This is a genomic window from Streptomyces sp. NRRL S-337, from assembly GCF_000720175.1.
In the GTDB taxonomy this organism is placed as follows: Bacteria; Actinomycetota; Actinomycetes; order Streptomycetales; family Streptomycetaceae; genus Streptomyces; species Streptomyces siderophoricus.
This window is the reverse complement of the sequence record NZ_JOIX01000011.1, coordinates 97,210-115,823: the sequence shown is the minus strand read 5'-3', so window position 1 is coordinate 115,823 and position 18,614 is coordinate 97,210. Positions and strand designations below refer to the sequence as shown.

Below are 18,614 nucleotides of genomic sequence, written 5' to 3'. Positions count from 1 at the left end.
AATCTTCGCCCTTCCGCCCCGATTCCAGCTGTTCCAGCTGTGCCAACGCGACTATTTCCAGTACGACTTGACGAATCCGATGCCGGCGCCGACGACCGCGCCCACCCCGGCGCCGACCGCGGTACCCACTCCGGGCACGATGCTTCCCACCACTGCGCCGACCCCCGCCCCGGCCGCTGCTCCGGTCAACGTGGCCGCGGCCACCCCGGCGGTCTCGCTGCCGGTCTTCTCGGTGACGATTTCGCCCACCTTGCCGCTGACGTACGCGGTCCCCTGGATGCCGACCGCGGCGACCGCCCCCGGCGGGCCCGCGAAACCGACCGCTGTGGACACGACACCGATTCCCGCGTCGACCTTCTCGGCCGTGGTCTTCGCGGTGGCCACTTGGAGGGCGGTGGCGGCCACGGCCAGCGGGGCCGCCACCTTCCCGACCACCTTGAGCACCGGCGCGGCCGCCTGCAGGGCTCGTGCTCCCGTACCCACCGCCTTGGCCGCGACGCCGGTCTCGGAGGCCACCTGGGCGGTTGTCGAAACGGTCTTGGCGACGGACGCGGTCTCGGTCGCGGCCGCGGAGACCGTGGACGTCACCGCCTGCTGGGTGCTCGCTGCGGCCTGCTCGACGTTGGCCGCCGTGGACGCGGCGTCTTCGATGAAGTCCGCGGCCGCCAGAGGACGGGCGTTCAGCGTCAGCAGCTTGGAGAGATAGACGGCGTACTTCTGGGAGATCCGGCCCCCGCCGTACTTGAAATCGCCGATCGCCTCGGCGACGCCACCGAGCAGGCTCTGCCCCTTCGTCAGCGTCTGACCGGCCTTGGCGACCACCACATCGAGGTTGTGCGCCCCTTTCGGACCCCCCGGTGGGACGCCGATGTCGGTGATCGTGCCGCCGATCACCCGCACATCGGCGTAGATCCGCTCAGCGCCCTGCACACCCAGCTGCTGCAACTCCCGCAGTACGCCGCCGACGCGACCGTGCGCCGCGGTGCCGAACGGGCTCGCCGCCTTGCTGCTGAAGTTCAGCGGCGTCCGGTTGATGGCGCCGGCGCTGGTACTGGCGCCGGCCTCGAATCCCGCCTGGTTGCGAACGAACTCCAGGATGTCGTCGATGGTGTGCGTGGGAGGCGTCGGATTCCTGCCGTCCAGGTCGACCAGCGCGACCGGATTGCCATGGGCGTACTCGTACGAGCTGGCCTGAGGTGTGTCGATCGGGTCGCAGCTGGTCCAGCGGCACAGCCACGGGGCGTAGTAGCGGGCGCCGTGGAAGTACAGGCCGGTCTCGGTGTCGCGCTCCCGCCCGGTGAAGCGGTAACGCTTGGGCGTCTCGGTCTTGGCACGTACCGCCTGGTAGGCCGTGCCGCCGTAGGGGTAGTACTCCTCGTACGTGAGGATCCGGGCCCGCTCGTCCAGTTCCAGCGTGGCGGATCCGAGATGGTCCGCCAGCTGATAGCGGACCTGGTGTTCCGGACCGGAATCCGCGCCGCGGGTCCGCCGCTCCAGCAACGCGACGCGCCGCGTGTCGTCCATCGCGTGCACCGTCTGGCGTTCCAGGGTCACCGCGCCGTCCGCGCCGTACTCCCGGTAGACCTCGAACGGGCCGATGTAGCGTCGTTCGTTGCTTCTCCGCGCGGTGCCACCCTCGCCGCAGGGCAAGTCGGTGACCTTGCGGACGCGTTGTCCGGTGGCGTCGTAGGAGTAGTACGTCGTCTGCGGGGTTCCACCGCCGCGGACCTGCCGGGCGGTGGTCTCCAACTGGTCCTCGGGATCCCAGCGCAGCACCGGCAGGCCGGGCATGGCGGTGGTGTTCCCCCTGGCGTCGTAGGCGAATTCGCCGTCGCCCGCACCGCTCAGCCGGTTGCCGGTCACGTCCGGTTCCAGCGCACTGGGCCCGGCGTACCGGAACCGTCGGGTCCAGCCGGGAGCGGTGGACGCGCGGTGTTCCAGGGTCAGCATGTTGCCGACCGCGTCGTAGACATACCGCTCCAGGTAACGCCCCATCGCGGCACCGTCGCCGGGGTGCGCGAGTCCCACCCTGGGCGCGTCGCCGGTGTCACCGGGATCGGTCTGGCCGAGGTGTTCCCGGCCGGTCGCCTCGATGAGCCGGTACACCGCGTCGTAGGTGTAGTCCGCGCCGGACTCGACGACCCGGTTGCGGAAGAACGCCCTCTGCTGCGCGGTGTCTCGGATCGAGACGATGTTGCCGACCGGGTCGTGGCAGTAGGCCAGGTGCTGCACCGTCCTGCGCTCACGGCGGGAACGCGGCCGCTCACGGCGGGTACGCAGCGCGGTGAGCCGGAACGTCAGCGGGTCGTAGGTGTAGCGGGTCCGCGCGCCGTTGCCGTGGTCGATCCGGGTGCGCTGCCCGCGGGCGTTGTACTCCACCCCCGCGATCAGCACGGTGTCCCTGCCGTCGGACGTGGCCACGAGACGCTCCAGCAGGTTCGCCTCGTTGTAGTACGGCCGGACCATGGTGCCGTCCGGGCTGGTGATGCTGATGGGGCGGTCCAGCGCGTCGAATCGGGTGCGGCCGGTGTAGACCTCCTCCTCGAGCGCGACCTCCTCCCGCCAGTCGGGCGCTCGCCGGTAATCCACCGGGAACCGGCGCGTCGCCTCCAGCAGGTTGCCGCGGAAGTCGTACGCCTCGTGGGTGCTGACACCGGAACCGTCGTGCCGCCGGAACACCCGGGTCCGCAGGTTGCGGGCCGGGTCCTCGCCGTATTCGGTCTTCTGATGCAGAACCTCACCGGCGAGGCCCGGACCGCTGACGTAGGCGCGCACCGGGCGGTGGCCGGCGTCGTACTCGGTGCGGAACCGGAAGCCCCTGCTGTTCCAGGTGCAGCGGGGGTTGCCGAGCACGTCCGGCAGCAGTGCCCCGGCCCCGTAGTCGATGCCTGCCCGGCTCACCTGCATGCCCGCCATCGAGTAGGCGTGGCGGATCGCGGCGCGGCCGAGCGGGTCGCGCACCTCGCGGACGTTGCCCTCGACATCCGTGCTCGTCCGGGTCACCAGACGCTCCTCGACGAGCGTCCCGTCCTTGGCGTGCCGGTTGTGCGCAACGGTGCGGAACGGGCGGGCGAGGGAGTCGAGATGGGTGTCGGTGGGCGTGTGCGCGTGGAGTGCGGCCTTCTCGGCGGCGCGCCGCTGCTCGGGGCCGAGCGCCCCTTCGGCCCTCGCGGCATGCCATGTGGTCCACCCGGGCTCCGTGGCCAGCAGTTGGCGGACCTGGCCGCCGATGTCCGGATCCTGCCGGGGGTCGGTCAGCACGGTGTCGTTGCCGTCCCACACCCGCTGCCGCCACGGGTCGAACACCGTTTTCGCATAGGTGTGGTCGGGATGCAAGCTGCCGACCACCCGCTCCAGCGGGTCGTAGAGGAGCACCGTGCTCACCCCGGCGATGACCGCGAACTCGAAAGCGTGGGTCTCGGTGAAGAACGGCTCGAAGGTACGAACCGGGTTGCCCTTGTTGTTGAAGAGCGTCCATCCGGTGCCGGCCCAGCGGGGCTCGACGACCGGGCCGCCCTCGGACAGCGGACCGGGTTCGGCCTGGACCTTGGACTGGACCTCGCGTCCAAAACCGTCGCTGTAGGCGATCGTGTGGGTGATCCTGCTCTGCTCGCCAGGGGCGAGGTCGGACTGGTGGGTGTGCCGGGCGAGGGTCGCGACCATGGCCGGTTCCCCGCGCAGCCGGAATGCCGACTCGTCGTAACAGAACCTGCTCCCCGCCGACTTGAGCAATGCAGGTCCGGCCGCGAGCGGATCGGCGAGGTATCGGGCCACCAGCGCGGGTGACGGGTCGGGGTCGAAGCCGTCCAGAGAGTCGCCGAGGGATTCCTCGCGCTTGCCCATGGTCGCGGTCCCGGCGACCCTGGCATGCACGTCGTAGGCCATCTGGACCCGGTTGCGGTTGGGATCGGTGACGAGGGCCGGCCGCAGCACGCGGTAGTCGTTGCCCTGGGAGAGCGTCCTGCCGTCGGCGTCGCGCTCACCCACCGTGTAGCGGTTGCCGAGTTGGTCGGTGCTGTCGACGAGGAGCAGGTCGTAGTCGTCGTAGGAGACCGTCGACGTCTCACCGAGCGGATCGGTGAACCGGCAGGGCAGGAAGAAGTGGCGTTCGGCGTAGTCCAGTTCGCTCGTGTCCGGTGGCGCGTACGCGGTCCGCGCCGAGGGGACCCACCATCCACCCTCGTGCGGCAGATATCCGGCGGTCCGCAGCATCGGTTCGTCGACCCGGTCCCCGTACAGCGCAGTGACCAGTCCGTCGGGGAAGGCGAGTCGGTACTCCTGGTAGGGCAGCGCGCGGGACTGGAGCGTGCCGAGGGGCAGCGGCCCTGAGAGGTCGTCGCTCCGGTACAGGGTGCGTACATGCTCGGTGAGCCGGAGTGCCGGTTTCGCCGGCAGTGCGTCCCAGTCCTGGTAGGGAATCGTCTGATCGATGCCGGTCAGCGCGCGGGTCAGCTCGGCGTGGGTGAACCGGTCCCCGGCGGGGCGGAGCGCCAGCACCTCGAAGGCGCGTGTCCGGCAGAGCAGGGGCGCACGGTGGCTGTCGGGTTCCTCGACGGCGTTGGTGTAGTCGTGGTCGGTGAGCACCATATGCGTGCGCCGCTGCGGCCCCGCGTCCCGCTCATCGAGATCGGGGGAGGGGCGGGTACGGCCGTAGCCGACGGTCACCGACCGCAGCACATTGCCGTATGCGTCGACGGCGAGGGTCAGCTCATGGCCGACCCGCGGGTCCACGGTGCGCTCGTAGTGCCCGGTCAGGGTTTCCCTGGGGTGTACGTCGAAAACCGCATGCGGCGCGCCGGTCGAGTCGGCGTGGCCGACGGCCGGTTGGAGCATCCGGATCAAATGGTTGTGCTCGGTGACGCGGTACGGGCGGCTTTCGGCGTCACTGTCGTCGAGCGCGTACACCTCGGTGCGGAGCACCGATCCCTTCAGGGAACGACATGCCTGCCGGGCCTCGTCGGCGGTCAGGCCGTCCGGCAGCACCGTGTCGGGCAGTAACAGGTCATCGCTGTGGTATTCGCGTTCGAACTGCCGCGAGATCCGCTGTCCGGGGAGAAACGCACCCGTGTGGAACCAGGTCCGGGTGAGCGTGGGCGGCCGGTACGTGGCCTCGTCCACATTGCCGGCCTCGGCCAACGCCTCCAACGCTTCGGTATCGGTCTGCTCGACCATGCCGAAACCCCGGAACTCACGCTCCGGCCCGTCGAAATGGCCATGGTGGTAGGCGTACCGGCTGACGAATCGGTGACGACCGATCGCGTCCACCGTCTCCACGCGCTCGACCAGGTGCACGACGAACGGCAACCGGGTCAGCCACGGGCGCCCGGCGGCGGCGTCCTCGGCGTAGAAGCGGGTCGAGGGGGCGTAGCGGATATGGGTTTCGGCGCCCAGGTTGTTGCGTACCCCGGTGAGCAGATGGGGTTTGCCGCCGCGCATCAGATCCAGATAGCGCAGCTGCCGGCCGGATTCGGCGGGCAGTGGCGAGGACCACACCAGGCAGCCGGTGCCGGAGCCGAGCAGGTCGATCGCGGCGACCTTGGACACGTTCTCGATCCGGGGAAAGGCCACGGGCAGGGCGTGCGGAGCGCTCCACGCGTTGCCCGAACGGTTCAGGTAGAGCCGGACCCCGTCGCGGTGCAGGTAGATCAGGTCCGCCGGGCCGGAACCATCGACATCGGCCAGCCGGATCCTGGCCGGGTCGAACTGGTCCGGACTGTCGAGCCGGGGAGCGCCGTCCATGCCGACCTTGGCGCCGAACCGGCCGTGGCCCAGGTTCGGCCAGTAGCAGATCTCGCCGTTGCGGATCCGGACCAGGTCGGCGAGCCCGTCGCCGGACAGGTCCGCCCAGTGGATCGACGAGGTGCGGTCGGCGAAGACCAGTTGCGGCCCGGATTCCTCGTCCCGTGCCGGCCAGGTCCGGCGGCCGGTGTCGAATCCCTCCTCGCCCAGCGATCGATACCAGGTCCAGCCCGGCTCGCCGGTGACAAGCACGTCCGCCCGGCCGTCGCCGCTGAGGTCCACGAAGCGCACGTTCGGGTCGTCCCAGGCCAGGTTCGGTCGGGACCGGAACGGCCGGAACACCTCCCAGTCCTGGTCGGACCGTTCGGTGAACCCCGGTGTGGTGCCACCGAAATCCACCACGGCCGGGCGGCCGTCGCCGTCCAGGTCCAGCAGCTCGGTCCGGCCGCCGGTCGGGCGGCTGCGTACCACGCGCATCGGTCCGAGGTGGCCACCACCGAGGTTGGGCTTGTAGAACCAGGTCCCGGCCTGCTCGGTGAGCAGCCCGGCCAGCCCGTCGCCGTCCAAGTCCGTCCATCGGTATACCGATCCGTCCACGCCGATCGGCGCGTTCTCCAGGTCAGCCGCGTCGAGCGTGCGTACCTCGGTGTCGATCTCGGCCTGGGAATAGGAAAATTCCAGTGGCGGCATCGACCTGGTGAGATATCCACCGGAATCCCGCCGCCAGCCGCTGTGTGACACCGACTCCAAACATGCGCCCGTCACCCCGCCCCGCTCGGCATCGCCGCGATATACCAGCTCGGTGGAGCGCACCAGGCAGTCACGACCGACATCGGGCTCGTCCGGGAAATGATGGAACATCAGCACCCGGCGGCAGAGCCGGTAGCCGCGAATCTCGAATCCGGCCCGGTAGGAGGAGAACGGGTCCAGGCGACAGGCCCACGGCCGGACTTCGGCCGTACTCTCGTCGTGTTCGCCGTAGTCGAATACGATCTCGAACATATGGTCCGAATCGTCGGAGACCAGCCGGGAAACCGTGTTTCCGTAGCGGATTCGCTTCAGATACCGGTTCGCGGCGCGACCGGCCGCGGTGCGGTTGCGTTCGCAGCCGGCAGCAAGATCGACGCCGCTGCCGTCCTCGGTCTTGTACTCGTAGCGGACCGCGTTGCCGACATCGTCATGGCTTTCACAGATCAGCCAACTGAACACCCGGCGCGCATCGTTCGGGTCGGCGATGCGGCTGGCGGCATCACGTCCATAGACGGTGGTGACATTGTCCCGGCTGATCGAGCGCCAATGGACGTCGCCGGACCGTACGTCGGTCCACCGCTCGATGCGCGCATAGAGGCCTTCCACGCGCGGCCGATATCGGCACACCACATAATCCGAGCCGTCCACCCTGCACGACCGGCGATTCCGGATCCACTCTCCACCGCGCTCCACCAGGACGGGGACAAGGTCCTCCGTGCCGGACAGGATGAAGGTGTCTTCGAAGTCCTCGCCGTCGTCGGCATAGCCCGGGATGCCCTTGTCGGTCTTGCGGGTGATCGCCGGTAGTCCGATACCCCAGCCGATCCCGAACGGGCCGTTGCCGGCAGCGGAGTCGTAAGCGAGTGTCAAGGACGGGCCGAACCCGGACCGTCCCGGGCTGATCGCGAGGGGAACCGAGAGCCCGCCGGTGCCGGTCACCAGGTTCGCGGTGAACTTCTCCCCGATTCCCCGGATGGCGCCGCCACCCTTCGGCAGCGAGATCACCGGAGCGTTGGGAGTTCCCGGGGCGGTGTCGACGGAGGGCGCGATGGGTGCGGAATCGGTCGGGCCAGCCCCACTGGGCACGTTCGCCTCCCTGGGTGACGCGGTGCACCGGGCCCGGGGACTTGGGCACACGACCGGGACGGACGGACAGGTCGGATCGCCCGCACCGGCGCGCTGCCGTACACCACGTCCGTACGTCCGTCGACGCGACCGGGGCGGCTCCAGAGTAGGGCGTCGTGGTCGCCGCTAGATACCCCTTCGGCAGTGAATGCGTGAAAGGGAAGAACTTCCTTCCGTTCGGCAGGATCTGACTGCACCGACTCGACAGCCCGCGCCACCCGCTCGCCGAGGAGCGTGGAGTCTCCATGAGTTCCTGACACCTGCGCACTCGTGCCGTATTGCCAGGGCCTATGACGACCAGCGGGCGCCGACCCCACCGTCGCTCTGCGATCCGATTTGCGAGCCCTTCAGGGTTGATAACGAATCGAACCCGCCGCGGCCCCGCACCTTCGCGGTCGGCAAGTTGCCAACCCTCCAGGGCAGTTGACGACCGGCGAACGGACCATCGCGCGCATCCACTTCGCCTTGTTGTGAGCCCTCCAGGCCTGACGACGGTCCTGTGACTTCTGCACCGAGCGGCACCCCGTCCCCGTATCGCGAGCCGTCCACGATGAGGAACGCGCGGGGCGACTACGAGACTGATCCGCGGACGGCCGCGGCAGTGGGGAGTGCGCTGGTGGTGGCGAACCTTCCGAGGCTCGTGGCGACGGGAACTGGGCGACCGTCGCAGGGCGACTGCGCAATCTGCAGGACGCGCTGGACGGCTACCGGGCCACCCTGGCCGAGCGCATCGCCCGCGGACCGCCCGATGGACCGCCGCTGTCGATCGTTCGACGTCGTCCGCGTCCGACCGGTCGACCGAGGAAGGGTGCTGAGGGTCCGTCGTGGGCCCGGATTTTCGCACAATGCAAGTCTCAGAAGGGAGTCTGTCCCGGCTTTGAGTGAGAACGGGTGGTGAGAACCGATCGAGTGTCGGGCGGGGTCTGGCGGCCTGGTCTTGATCTTGCTCGCGCAAGGGACCGTTTGTGAAAGTCTGGGTGACCGCCACGGCGACGGTGACGGATCAGCGTCCCGACTGCCCCACCAATGGGAGATTCTGTCCGGAATCTTTCTGTGGTTCGTTCCGGCATGGTCGAGGCAACGCCGCGCATGCTGCCGGCCGAGTCGTGGTCCACCTGTTTCTCTTGTCTCAGCAGGCCATTGGCGCTGGCGATCGTCGATATGTCTCCTCGGCGCCGACCAGGGCGACGGGGCCGCCGCCCTTACGTCGTCCGCAGTGTTGGGTACTCCCTGGGCAGCGCGATAGGCGGCCTGGTCCTGGCGACCGACACCGGTCATCTCTTCCCGAACGACCACGCCTGCACCACCGCAGTGCTGGTCGGCATCGCCGCGATGGCGGTCACCGCCCTGATGTGCGCCCGGCGCAGAGGTTCGGATGAACCACCGGGAAGCGTACGGTGCGTCGTGGCTAGGCGGGAATGGAGCCCGCATCGGCGGGGGCCGGGTCCGGGGCGCGGAAGGTGCGACGGTACGCCGACGGGGCGACTCCGGCCTCCGCCGCGAGGTGCCGCCGCAGCGAGGTGGCGGTAGCGAATCCGACCTCGTGGGCGACGCGTTCCACCGGCAGATCGCTGGACTCCAACAGGTGCCGGGCCCGCCGCAGCCGCTGCGAGGTCAGCCAGCGGCCGGGGCTCAGACCGGTCTCCTCCTTGAAGCGCCGGGCGAAGGTACGGGTGCTCATCGCCGCGTGCGCGGCCAACTCATCCAGCGACAGCGGTAGTTCAAGCCGCTGCAATGCCCAGTCGCGGGTCGGCCCGGTGCCGGTTGCGTCAGTCGGCGGCAGTGGCCGCTCGATGTACTGTGCCTGCCCGCCGTCCCGGTACGGCGGCATGACGCAGTAGCGGGCGACCTGGTTGGCGACCTCGGTGCCGTGGTCCTGGCGCAGCAGGTGCAGGCAGACGTCGAAGCCGCTGGCCGCCCCCGCTGAGGTCAACACGTCACCGTGGTCGACGAAAAGAACGCCGGTGTCGAGCTCGACCCGGGGGAACAGTTCCCGGAAGCGGTCGGCGAGTGCCCAGTGGGTGGTGGCCCGACGCCCATCGAGGAGACCGGTGCCGGCCAGCAGGAAGGCACCGCTGCAGATCGACACCAGACGGGTACCGGGCCGGACGCTGGAAAGCGCGTCCAGGGCCTTCGAGTCCGTGGCGGCGGCCGGGGCCTGGGTGATCGCGTACCCAGGGATGATCACGGTGTCTGCCTCGGCCAGCACCTCAGGGCCGTGCCCGGGTGTGACGGTCAGGTCCGAGACGGTGCGCACGGGCTTCCCGTCCACGCCCGCGGTCACCACCTCGTAGCGGCCACCGGCGGAGCCCAGGACGTGTTGAGGTATGCCGAGTTCGAAGGGGTAGATCCCGTCGAGTACGAGGACGACCACCTTGTGGGCGCCAGGTCGCGGTTCTGGGCGCATCGCGCGATCCAGTTCGGCGGTGCGACCGGCTAGGTCGCGGGCGCCGGGAGGACCGGGGGCGGCATGGTGGACGGTCATGGCGAGAATGTATCGGAGGCTGACCATTCCGCCATGGCCGAGGCCGGCTCGAACGGCAAGGATCGAGGCATGACCTCGACGGAGGTATTTGAGAACCTCGCCCCCGGGCCGTCGTCGGGATCGAGCAATCTGAGTGTCAATTCGAGTCGGACGTGTCCGGCCGAGCACAGGAGGTTTCCATGGCCAAGGGCTACGGGGTCAGTGTCTACCCCGCCATTTCCGACCCTGAGGGGCTGACTGACTACAACGCGCTGGCGGGTCTGGCTGTCCGGGCTGGGGGCGGGCGCGTCCTGTCCAATTTCGGTCGAGTCGTCGCCCACGAGGCCGGAATCACCGAACGCGTCGTTCTGATCGAGTTCGACAGCTTTGAACAGGCGGTCGCGGCATACGAGAGCGAGGCATACCAGAAGGCGCTGGTGGCCCTCCCCGACGGCTTCGAGCGCGACTTCCGCATCATCGAAGGCATCGACTGACCGGCGGGCCCAGCCATCGCTGAGCATCCGTCACCTGATACGCACACGGTGCTCAACGACGACTCACGAGACGAGGTCCGGGCCGGCTGGACTGTCTCGCTGACCTCGTCGACGAAACTCACGCTCGCCCGAAGCGAACCGCGAACCGCTTCTCGCACGACAGATCGGTCCAGCGCACACACGGCTCGATGACCAGGGGCGCATCCTGCATCCATCTGGGCTGTGACCGCCCGAAGGCGTCCGGGCCATCACCGCAGAGCGGACTGACCCGACCGGCTCGCGACCGTGTGGCGCAGGTTGACGATCAAGGCGAGGCGCAGCGGGTCAGCGACCGCGGATGACACCCGCGCAGCCTGGGAAAGCCCAGGCCAGTCCAGGGCCCCGTCGTCCTCGTCCCACTCGGGAGCATCCGGGTCGCGCAGCGGGCGCAGGTCCCGGCCGGGGCTGCTGGCCTTGGGATTCGCAGTCCCTCAACGGCTCCACCTACGCGGGCAGTAGCCCCGTCACCGACTCCGACCCCAGCGGCCTGATGCGGCCGGCAGAGACCGGTTCGCAAGGCTGTGACCCCGCCCTTTGCCCTCAAAGGACCACCCGAGACGGCCGACAGCCGAGACGGCCGACAGCCGAGACGGCCGCCAGCTGTGACCGAACGTGGCGCCGGCGCCCGCTGAGGCTTGTCCCATAAGAGGTCGCGCGGGTAGGCACGGTGGCGCACCGATACAGAGAGGTGAGCGTGGAGTTCAGGTGATCATGGGGTTGTGACGCCACGTGATGACAGATATGAGTGTTCTTGTGCGCATCTCCTCACTCGGCGGCCACCGTCGCCTGCCACGCGCCCGGGCGTTTGCCTGTGGCCTTGTGGAAGAACACCGAGAAGTTGGATGCGTCGGAGAAGCCGAGTATGTCGGCACAGCGCGCGGCGGTGAGGCGGTCGTGTGCGAGGAGCCGTTTGGCTTCCAGGGTGATCCGTTCGACGATGTACGCCTTCGCGGTGCGGCCGGTGGCCTGCTGCACCGCTCGTGAGAGGGTGCGGGGCGCGTATCCCAGCGCACGGGCGTAGTAGCCGGCGTCGTGGTGTTGCCGGAAGTGCGCTTCGACGCTGGAGCGGAACAACCGGAACACCGGATGTGTGAGCCGTGCTTCGGCGTGCGGTGGGTGCAGCCGGGTGATGAGCGCGGAGAGCAGGATTTCGGGCAGCTCCGTCGAGGAGTCACTGGGTGGGGCGGACGCTTCGAGGAGGAGATGGCTGCGCGCCGTGTCGACGAAGGGCCAGTCGGCGTCGGGGATGCTCCAGTGCGCGGCCAGGTCCGGGGAGGCGACGAGTTCTCGGGTGGCGTGGGTGACCGGCGCGGTCGGCACGAACAGCACGAGGTGCCCTGCCACTTCGGCGATGTCGTCCCACCGGTGCACCGCGCCGGGGGGAATCCACACCGCGGACCGATCTCGGAGCGGGTGGAGGTGGAAATCGACCGTGACTGAGCCGGGTCCGGCGTCGATGACGGCAAGGACGTGGAAGTCGGCGCGCTGCGTGCCGCCGTCGTTCAGCTCGCGAAGGCGGCCGAACGTCATCGTCTCGACCGAGGCGGCGCGGCGTCCTGCGGGCTGGTAGGTCATCTGCCGGATCACGCTCACGTGTCCAGTTTTCACCATCGGGCGACCAGTCACGCCGATGCCCCGCGCGGGTGCAGAAGTTTCAATGAATACACAGGGCAATCGCCTAGAGCATCGACCGGAAGAGCCATCATGAACACGACGCAGCAGACGCTTCTGCCCGCTTACGACCATCGGCCGGGGACCGGGCCGACTCTGGTGTTCCTGCACTATTGGGGTGGTTCTGCCCGCACCTGGGACCTCGTCGTCGACCGCCTGGCGGGCCGTGACGTGCTCACGGTCGACTTCCGCGGGTGGAGCCGGTCGAGCGCTCTGCCCGGTCCCTATACGCTCGGTCAGCTCGCCGACGACATGCTCGCCGTGCTCGCGGATGCGGGGGTCACCGACTACGTCCTGGTGGGGCATTCGATGGGGGGCAAGGTCGCACAGCTGGTCGCGGCCACCCGGCCCGCCGGCTTGCGCGGCATCGTTCTCGTCGGCTCCGGCCCGGCGAAGCCCGCCGCACAGGTCACTCCCGAGTACCAGGAAGCCCTGTCGCACGCCTACGACTCCGCCGAGTCCGTGGCCGGGGCGCGGGATCACGTCCTCACCGCGACCGAGCTGCCCGCTTCGGTCAAGGCGCAGATCGTGACCGATTCGCGGACCGTCACCGACGCCGCCCGCACCGAGTGGCCGCGGCGCGGCATCGCGCAGGACATCACCGAGCACGCGCGCATGGTCAGCGTGCCCGCTCTCGTCGTCGCCGGAGAACACGACCAGGTGGAGCCCGTCGGCGTGCTCCGCGACAACCTGGTGCCCTACCTCTCCCAAGCCGACTTCGTGGTGGTCCCCCACACCGGTCACCTGATCCCGCTGGAAGCCCCGGCCGACCTCGTCGACGCCATCACCGCATTCGCGCCGGCAGCCTGACCGTCCCCGCGGCCCGACGACGGGCTGTGCCCCTGATCCGCCCACGGGGCCGGGACAGGCCCTGCCACGTTGCACCGCACCCGACAGATCTGCTTGTACTCCGGCCGCACAGCGGCCGGCACCGCATCGTGGACGACCTGTTCCCCGAGCCAGCCGACCGGGGTCCGGGACAACGCGGTGAGCGGCGACCGTCATGCACCAGTCGCCTCCCCGTCTCACGCCCCCAACGGGCCCAGCGACCCCCTTCTTGTGACTTGGCATGACTCGATCCGCCTGCCTGTCCCTGCCCAGCCGTCCTCTTGTCGGATCCATGCGACCTCATTATCTTGACATCAAGATTTCCGCCTGGAAGGTGAGGAGGAGAGATGACTCAAGAAGCGCTCGGATACGCCTTGGGTGGCCTGCATCACGTGCAGCTGGCCATCCCTCCAGGAACTGAAGAGCTCTGCCGCGACTTCTGGGGAGGCGTTCTCGGGATGACAGAGCTCAAGAAGCCGCCGACGCTAGCGGCTCGTGGTGGGTGCTGGTTTCGCGGCGGTGGTCTGGAGGTCCACTTGGGGGTTGAAGAGGAGTTCCGTCCGAACCGGAAGGCGCATCCGGGCATTCTTGTGACCTCGCTCCAAGCGCTCGCCACGCGATGGGAAGACCATGGGGTGAGCGTCACCTGGGATGACAACTTCCCTGGACACAATCGCTTCTACGCGTTCGACAGGCTGGGCAATCGGCTTGAGTTCCTTGAACCTGTCCGCGATCGCTGACGGAGGCATGGCTGCGAGATGACCCGTACCTGCTGGTTACGAGCGAGATGATCTTGCTATGGCTGGTGTGATCACGGCGTCGAGGACGTCCTGGATGGCGCCCTTCACGGGCTGAGCCCACGTCAGTTGGGCAGCCGGATCGCGGCCTTGAGATGCGAGGGGGCGGATCCGGTCCGTAGGGGCCGTCCTTGGAGCCTGCCGCTGGCGGATCTGTGTTGCTGGTCGCGGCGTACCGGCGGACCAACCTCACTCTCCGGCAACCAGCGCCATCGTTCGCGCGCTGCGGTGTCCGGCGGACGGGGCGTACCCCGTCCTCGGCGGTAGCCACAGGACGGTGGCACTTGAGGCGATTGGTCTCGCCTCGCCCGCTTGGCAGGTGGAGAAGTACTGTCCGGCGGACTTCTGATGCGGTCGGCGGACGAAATGTGGGACGACGAGACATCAATAAGCGAGAAATCTAGCTTAAACCCAGGAATTGGTTAAAGGTGCCGTTCCATAATTTCCGCATCCCGAGCTCGTTCTTCAGTGTCACTCTTTGTCGGTATCCAGCTGTGTGCAATGTGGCGAACTGTGTGCAATGTGGCGAACGCCGAAGTTGCAAGCTTCCGATGGCGAGGAAATGTTTGCTTGGCGATGCGTCGTTGATCGTGTAGGCGTTGACGGCGTCGGCGAATTCGCTGAGCCTGGTCCTCCCGCCCTTGGTCTGGGTGGCGCCGAGAACGCCGGTACTGAAGATGCGTACCGCCCTTGATGGCGGAACCCCACCCATCGTCGACCTCGCGGCCACAGTGAACGGGCCGACTAGGCTCACGGCGGCAAAATCAGTCGATCAACTTATCTTTGGCGAGTTTGGTATGCATCCCGTGGACGAGCTCGGACGCGAATTCTCCGAGCAGTCCGGAAATTGTTTATTCGCAACTACGTCTGGCGCCTACCGGTAGGTGCCGTGCTGCAGCGCGGTCCTGCGCGGTCCGCCCACGACGCGGGCCCGTGGGATCCGGGTTACCGTCTTGCCTGGCCTGTACGGGACCCGCTCACCACCGGGCGCCCATGTTGGCGGCAATGTCCTGCTCCGTCCAGATGATCTTGCCGGTCATCGTGTAACGGGTGCCCCATCGCCGGGCTAGTTGAGCCACGATCAGTAGGCCCCGCCCTCCCTCGTCGGTGGTCCGGGCATGGCGCAGGCGCGGCGAAGTGCTGCTGGCGTCGGAGACCTCGCAGATCAGGCCGCGGTCCCGGATCAGGCGCAGACTTACCGGTCCGGTCGCATGGCGGATGGCGTTGGTGACCAGCTCGCTGACGATGAGCTCCGTGGTGAACGTCAGGTCGTCCATGCCCCACTCCGTCAACTGCCGGCCGGTGAGGGCGCGGGCGTTCGCCACGGCCGCCGGGTCGCTGGGCAGTTCCCATGACACGACCCGGTCCGGAGCCAGGACGTGGGTACGGGCGAGGAGTAGGGCTGCGTCGTCGGCTGGCGGACCGGTCAGCAGGGCGTCGACCGCACGCAGACCGATCTCCTCCAGCGTCTGAGCGGGCGCCACCAGGGCGTCGCCCAGTCGGGAGAGCCCGACGTCGAGATCCCGGTCGAAGGTCTCGATGAGGCCGTCGGTGTAGAGGGCGATGAGGCTGCCTTCGGCCAGTTCCAGTTCGACGGACTCGAAGGGGAGATACCCGAGGCCGAGTGGCGGTCCGGCGGCCAGGTCGAGGACGTTGGCGGTGCCGTCGGGGCCGGTGATCACCGGTGGGAGGTGACCGGCCCGGGCGAGCGTGAACCGTCTGCTGACCGGGTCGTACACGGCGTACAGACAGGTGGCACCCATGAACGCGGCACCCGCAGCCTCGTCCTCGGCCTCCGCCGGCCCCATGAGGCCGATGACCAGGTCGTCCAGGTGGGCCAGCAGTTCGTCCGGGGGGAGGTCCAGATCGGCGAGCGTGCGTACCGCGGTGCGCAGACGCCCCATGGTCGCCGCCGCGTTCATGCCGTGTCCGACGACGTCCCCGACGACCAGGGCAACCCGGGCACCGGAGAGCGGAATCACGTCGAACCAGTCGCCGCCCACACCGCTGGGGGCATCCGCCGGGAGATACCACGACGCCACCTCCAGGGCGGACCCTCCCGTGAGCTCCTGCGGCAGCAGGTAACGCTGCATGGAGCGGGCCGCGGTGCGCTCGCGGGTGAAGCGGCGCGCGTTGTCCACGCACACCGCCGCGCGGGAGACGAGTTCCTCCGCGAGACGCACGTCGTCGTCCTCGAAGGGACCCCGACGCCGGGAGCGGGCGAACGTCGCCACGCCAAGGGTGACGCCCCGCGCCCGCACCGGAACCACCATCAGCGAGCGGAAGTCGAACTCACGGATGGAGGCGCCCAGTGACTGGTCTTCGGTCACCCAGGCACTGGTGGAGCGGTCCAGGATCCGTTCGACGAGAGTCCTGCTTTCCAACAGGCAGCGGGTCACGGGCGACGAGGGAGCGCGCCGGACCGTTTCGCCCACGGCCAGAGACGCCTCCGGACAGCCCTCGCGCACCGACTGCTGCCCCGCTCGGCGGATGACGGGCGTCATGCCGACCGGTCCGGGAGCCGGCTCCTCGCCCCTCATGACCGAGTCCAGCAGGTCGACGGCGACGAACTCGGCGACGGACGGTACGACCTCGTCGGCCAGTTCCTGCGCGGTCCGCGTCACTTCCAGTGTGCTGCCGATACGGGCACCGGCGTCGTTCAGCAGAGCCAGGCGTTCCTGGGCCCGCCAGCGCTCGGTGACGTCGATGACCATGTACCAGATGCCCACGTACCGGCCCTGACGGTCCTTCATGGCGAAGAACGAGGCGGAGGCCGCGCGCGTACGGTCGGGATCGGCGTAGCTGGGGCTGCGGAACTCGTAGTCCAGCACCGGGTGCCCGGTCTCAAGAACCCTGCGCATCCGCTCCTCGAAGGCTTCCGCCTCGGCCCTCGGCAGTACTTCCCCCACCTGCCGCCCAAGTCGTTGTTCGAGGGGGATCAGGCGACCCAGGGGCTCGTTCACCCAGACGTAGCGCAGATCCGTATCCAGGATGGCCATGCCGACCGGTGCGTGGGTGAGGAACGGCGTGAGCATCAGCTGGCTCGTCCCGCCTCCCGGCATCCGCCAGAAGGCCCGTTTCGGCGGCTGGCCGACGAACCGGCCGAAGACCAGTGCGGCGACCGTGGCGACCAGTACACCCGGCACCATTTCGTAGATGCCCGATTCGAGTGGCCCGAGCAGCCCATTGATCTTTTTCCAGAGAAGCACCGTGGTCGCGCCCGACACGATCCCGGCCATGGCTCCCGCCCAGGTCATCCGCGGCCAGTACAGCGAGAGGAGGATGACCGGCCCGAAGGCGGCCCCGAAGCCCGCCCAGGCGTAGGCGACGATGCCCAGCAGCCCGCCGCCGTTGAGCGCGATCAGGAAGGCCACGAGGATCACCGCGACGACGGCGCCGCGGCCGACCCGCACCAGCACCCTGTCCGGAGCGCGCCGCTTGAGGAACGCGCGGTAGAAGTCCTCCGTGAGCGCGACGGACGACACGAGGAGCTGGCTGTCCGCGGTCGACATGATCGCGGCCAGTACGGCGATCAGCATCACCCCGGCGATCCAGGGATTGAGCAGGAGGCGACTGAGGACGATGTACACCGTCTCGGGGTCGTGGAGCGGCGTGCCGAGCCGCCCGATCCCCGCGAGGCCGACGAGTGTGGCGCCGGCGAGTACGACGACGACCCACCCCGTTTCGATACGGCGGGCCGCGGGGATGGCACGGGTGCTGCGGATGCCCATGAAGCGGGCCAGGATGTGCGGCTGACCGAAGTAGCCGAGGCCCCAGGCGAGCAGCGAAACGATCGCGACGGCGCCGAGCGACCCGCCTGCCGACCACTGCCCGTCGGCGTAGTTGACCTTGGACCCCATGTCCAGCAGGCCCGGTGCCTTCTTGTGGAGGGCATCGGCCAGTTCCCGGAAGCCTCCGAGGGCTCCGATACCGGTCAGGGGGACCACGAGCAGGGCGAGGAACATCAGGGTCGCCTGCATCACGTGCGTCAGGCTCACGGCGAGGAAGCCGCCCAGGCCCGAGTAGATGACTATCACCAGGGCCATCAGGGTCACCCCGAGCCCGAAACGGACGTCGAAGACATGCTCGAACAGCAACCCGCCGGCCACCAGACCGCTGGCGACGTAGACGGTGAAGAACACGAGGGTGACCACCGCCGAGACCATCCTGAGCATCCGGGTGCGGTCCTCGAACCGCTCCTCCAGGTAGGCCGACAGGCTCAAGGCGTTCTCGGCACGCTCGGTGTAGGTGCGCAGCCTCGGCGCGACGAACCGCCAGTTGAGGTAGGTGCCGACCGCCAGGCCGACTGCGATCCAACTGGCGCCGATGCCGGCCGCGTACACCGCTCCGGGAAACGCGAGAAACAGCCAGCCGGACATGTCACTGGCCCCTGCGGACAGGGCGGCGACCAACGCGCTGAGCCTGCGGCTCCCCAGGGCGAAGTCGGCGAAGGTGTGAGTGCGGGTGTACGCCCAGACGCCCACTCCGATCATGGCGACCGCATACACGAGGAACGTGGTCACGATCGGCGCACTCAAATCGAACATATTCTCCTCGTCTGCGAGGTCCATGAGCACCGGGCGCGACCAGAGGCGCGCCTGGGAGCCCGGTCCACCCTGGCGGGTAAATGTACCGATTTGTGTGGCCAGGCGGCGGCCGCCACCTCCACGCCGGTGCCGAACGGCCTATCCGTGCCACAGTCGCGCG

At 68.7% G+C, this 18,614-nt stretch carries 7 protein-coding genes and 1 pseudogene; 4 read left to right on the top strand and 4 right to left on the bottom strand.

All coding sequences use genetic code 11. The annotated features are described in order from the left end of the window. Positions 1-51: 51 nt before the first annotated feature. Together IG62_RS0111210 and IG62_RS0111205 are read right to left on the bottom strand one after the other, a co-directional pair. Complete coding sequence (locus IG62_RS0111210; protein ID WP_234326395.1) at positions 52-7,575, bottom strand: SpvB/TcaC N-terminal domain-containing protein; 7,524 nt, start codon at positions 7,573-7,575, stop codon at positions 52-54. A 1,447-nt stretch (positions 7,576-9,022) separates the two neighbouring features. Then, positions 9,023-10,099, bottom strand: a complete 1,077-nt coding sequence (locus tag IG62_RS0111205) for a GlxA family transcriptional regulator (protein WP_107052948.1) — start codon at positions 10,097-10,099, stop codon at positions 9,023-9,025. A gap of 179 nt (positions 10,100-10,278) precedes the next feature. On the opposite strand from IG62_RS0111205, the gene IG62_RS0111200 reads away from it, so the two are divergent. Then, positions 10,279-10,572 (top strand): DUF1330 domain-containing protein, encoded by a 294-nt coding sequence (locus IG62_RS0111200; RefSeq protein WP_030800465.1) that lies wholly within the window; start codon positions 10,279-10,281, stop codon positions 10,570-10,572. A gap of 804 nt (positions 10,573-11,376) precedes the next feature. Here the strand turns inward: IG62_RS0111200 and IG62_RS0111195 are convergent. Then, a complete protein-coding gene (locus tag IG62_RS0111195; protein ID WP_030800462.1) occupies positions 11,377-12,204 on the bottom strand; it encodes a helix-turn-helix domain-containing protein in 828 nt (275 codons plus the stop codon). Positions 12,205-12,315: 111 nt separating this feature from the next. Between IG62_RS0111195 and IG62_RS0111190 the strand changes: the two genes are divergently transcribed. The 3 genes and pseudogenes from IG62_RS0111190 to IG62_RS44480 form a co-directional block, all read left to right on the top strand. Next, complete coding sequence (locus tag IG62_RS0111190) at positions 12,316-13,092, top strand: alpha/beta fold hydrolase (protein ID WP_030800460.1); 777 nt, start codon at positions 12,316-12,318, stop codon at positions 13,090-13,092. 365 nt (positions 13,093-13,457) lie between these two features. After that, positions 13,458-13,850, top strand: coding sequence for a glyoxalase (locus IG62_RS44485; protein WP_078871931.1), 393 nt, complete (start codon positions 13,458-13,460; stop codon positions 13,848-13,850). 58 nt (positions 13,851-13,908) lie between these two features. Beyond that, positions 13,909-14,125 (top strand): annotated as a pseudogene (locus tag IG62_RS44480) (IS5/IS1182 family transposase); the annotation flags it as partial. A 759-nt stretch (positions 14,126-14,884) separates the two neighbouring features. Here IG62_RS44480 and putP read toward each other — a convergent pair. Continuing rightward, positions 14,885-18,454, bottom strand: coding sequence for a sodium/proline symporter PutP (gene putP, locus IG62_RS49825; RefSeq protein ID WP_037838132.1), 3,570 nt, complete (start codon positions 18,452-18,454; stop codon positions 14,885-14,887). Positions 18,455-18,614: the final 160 nt, after the last annotated feature.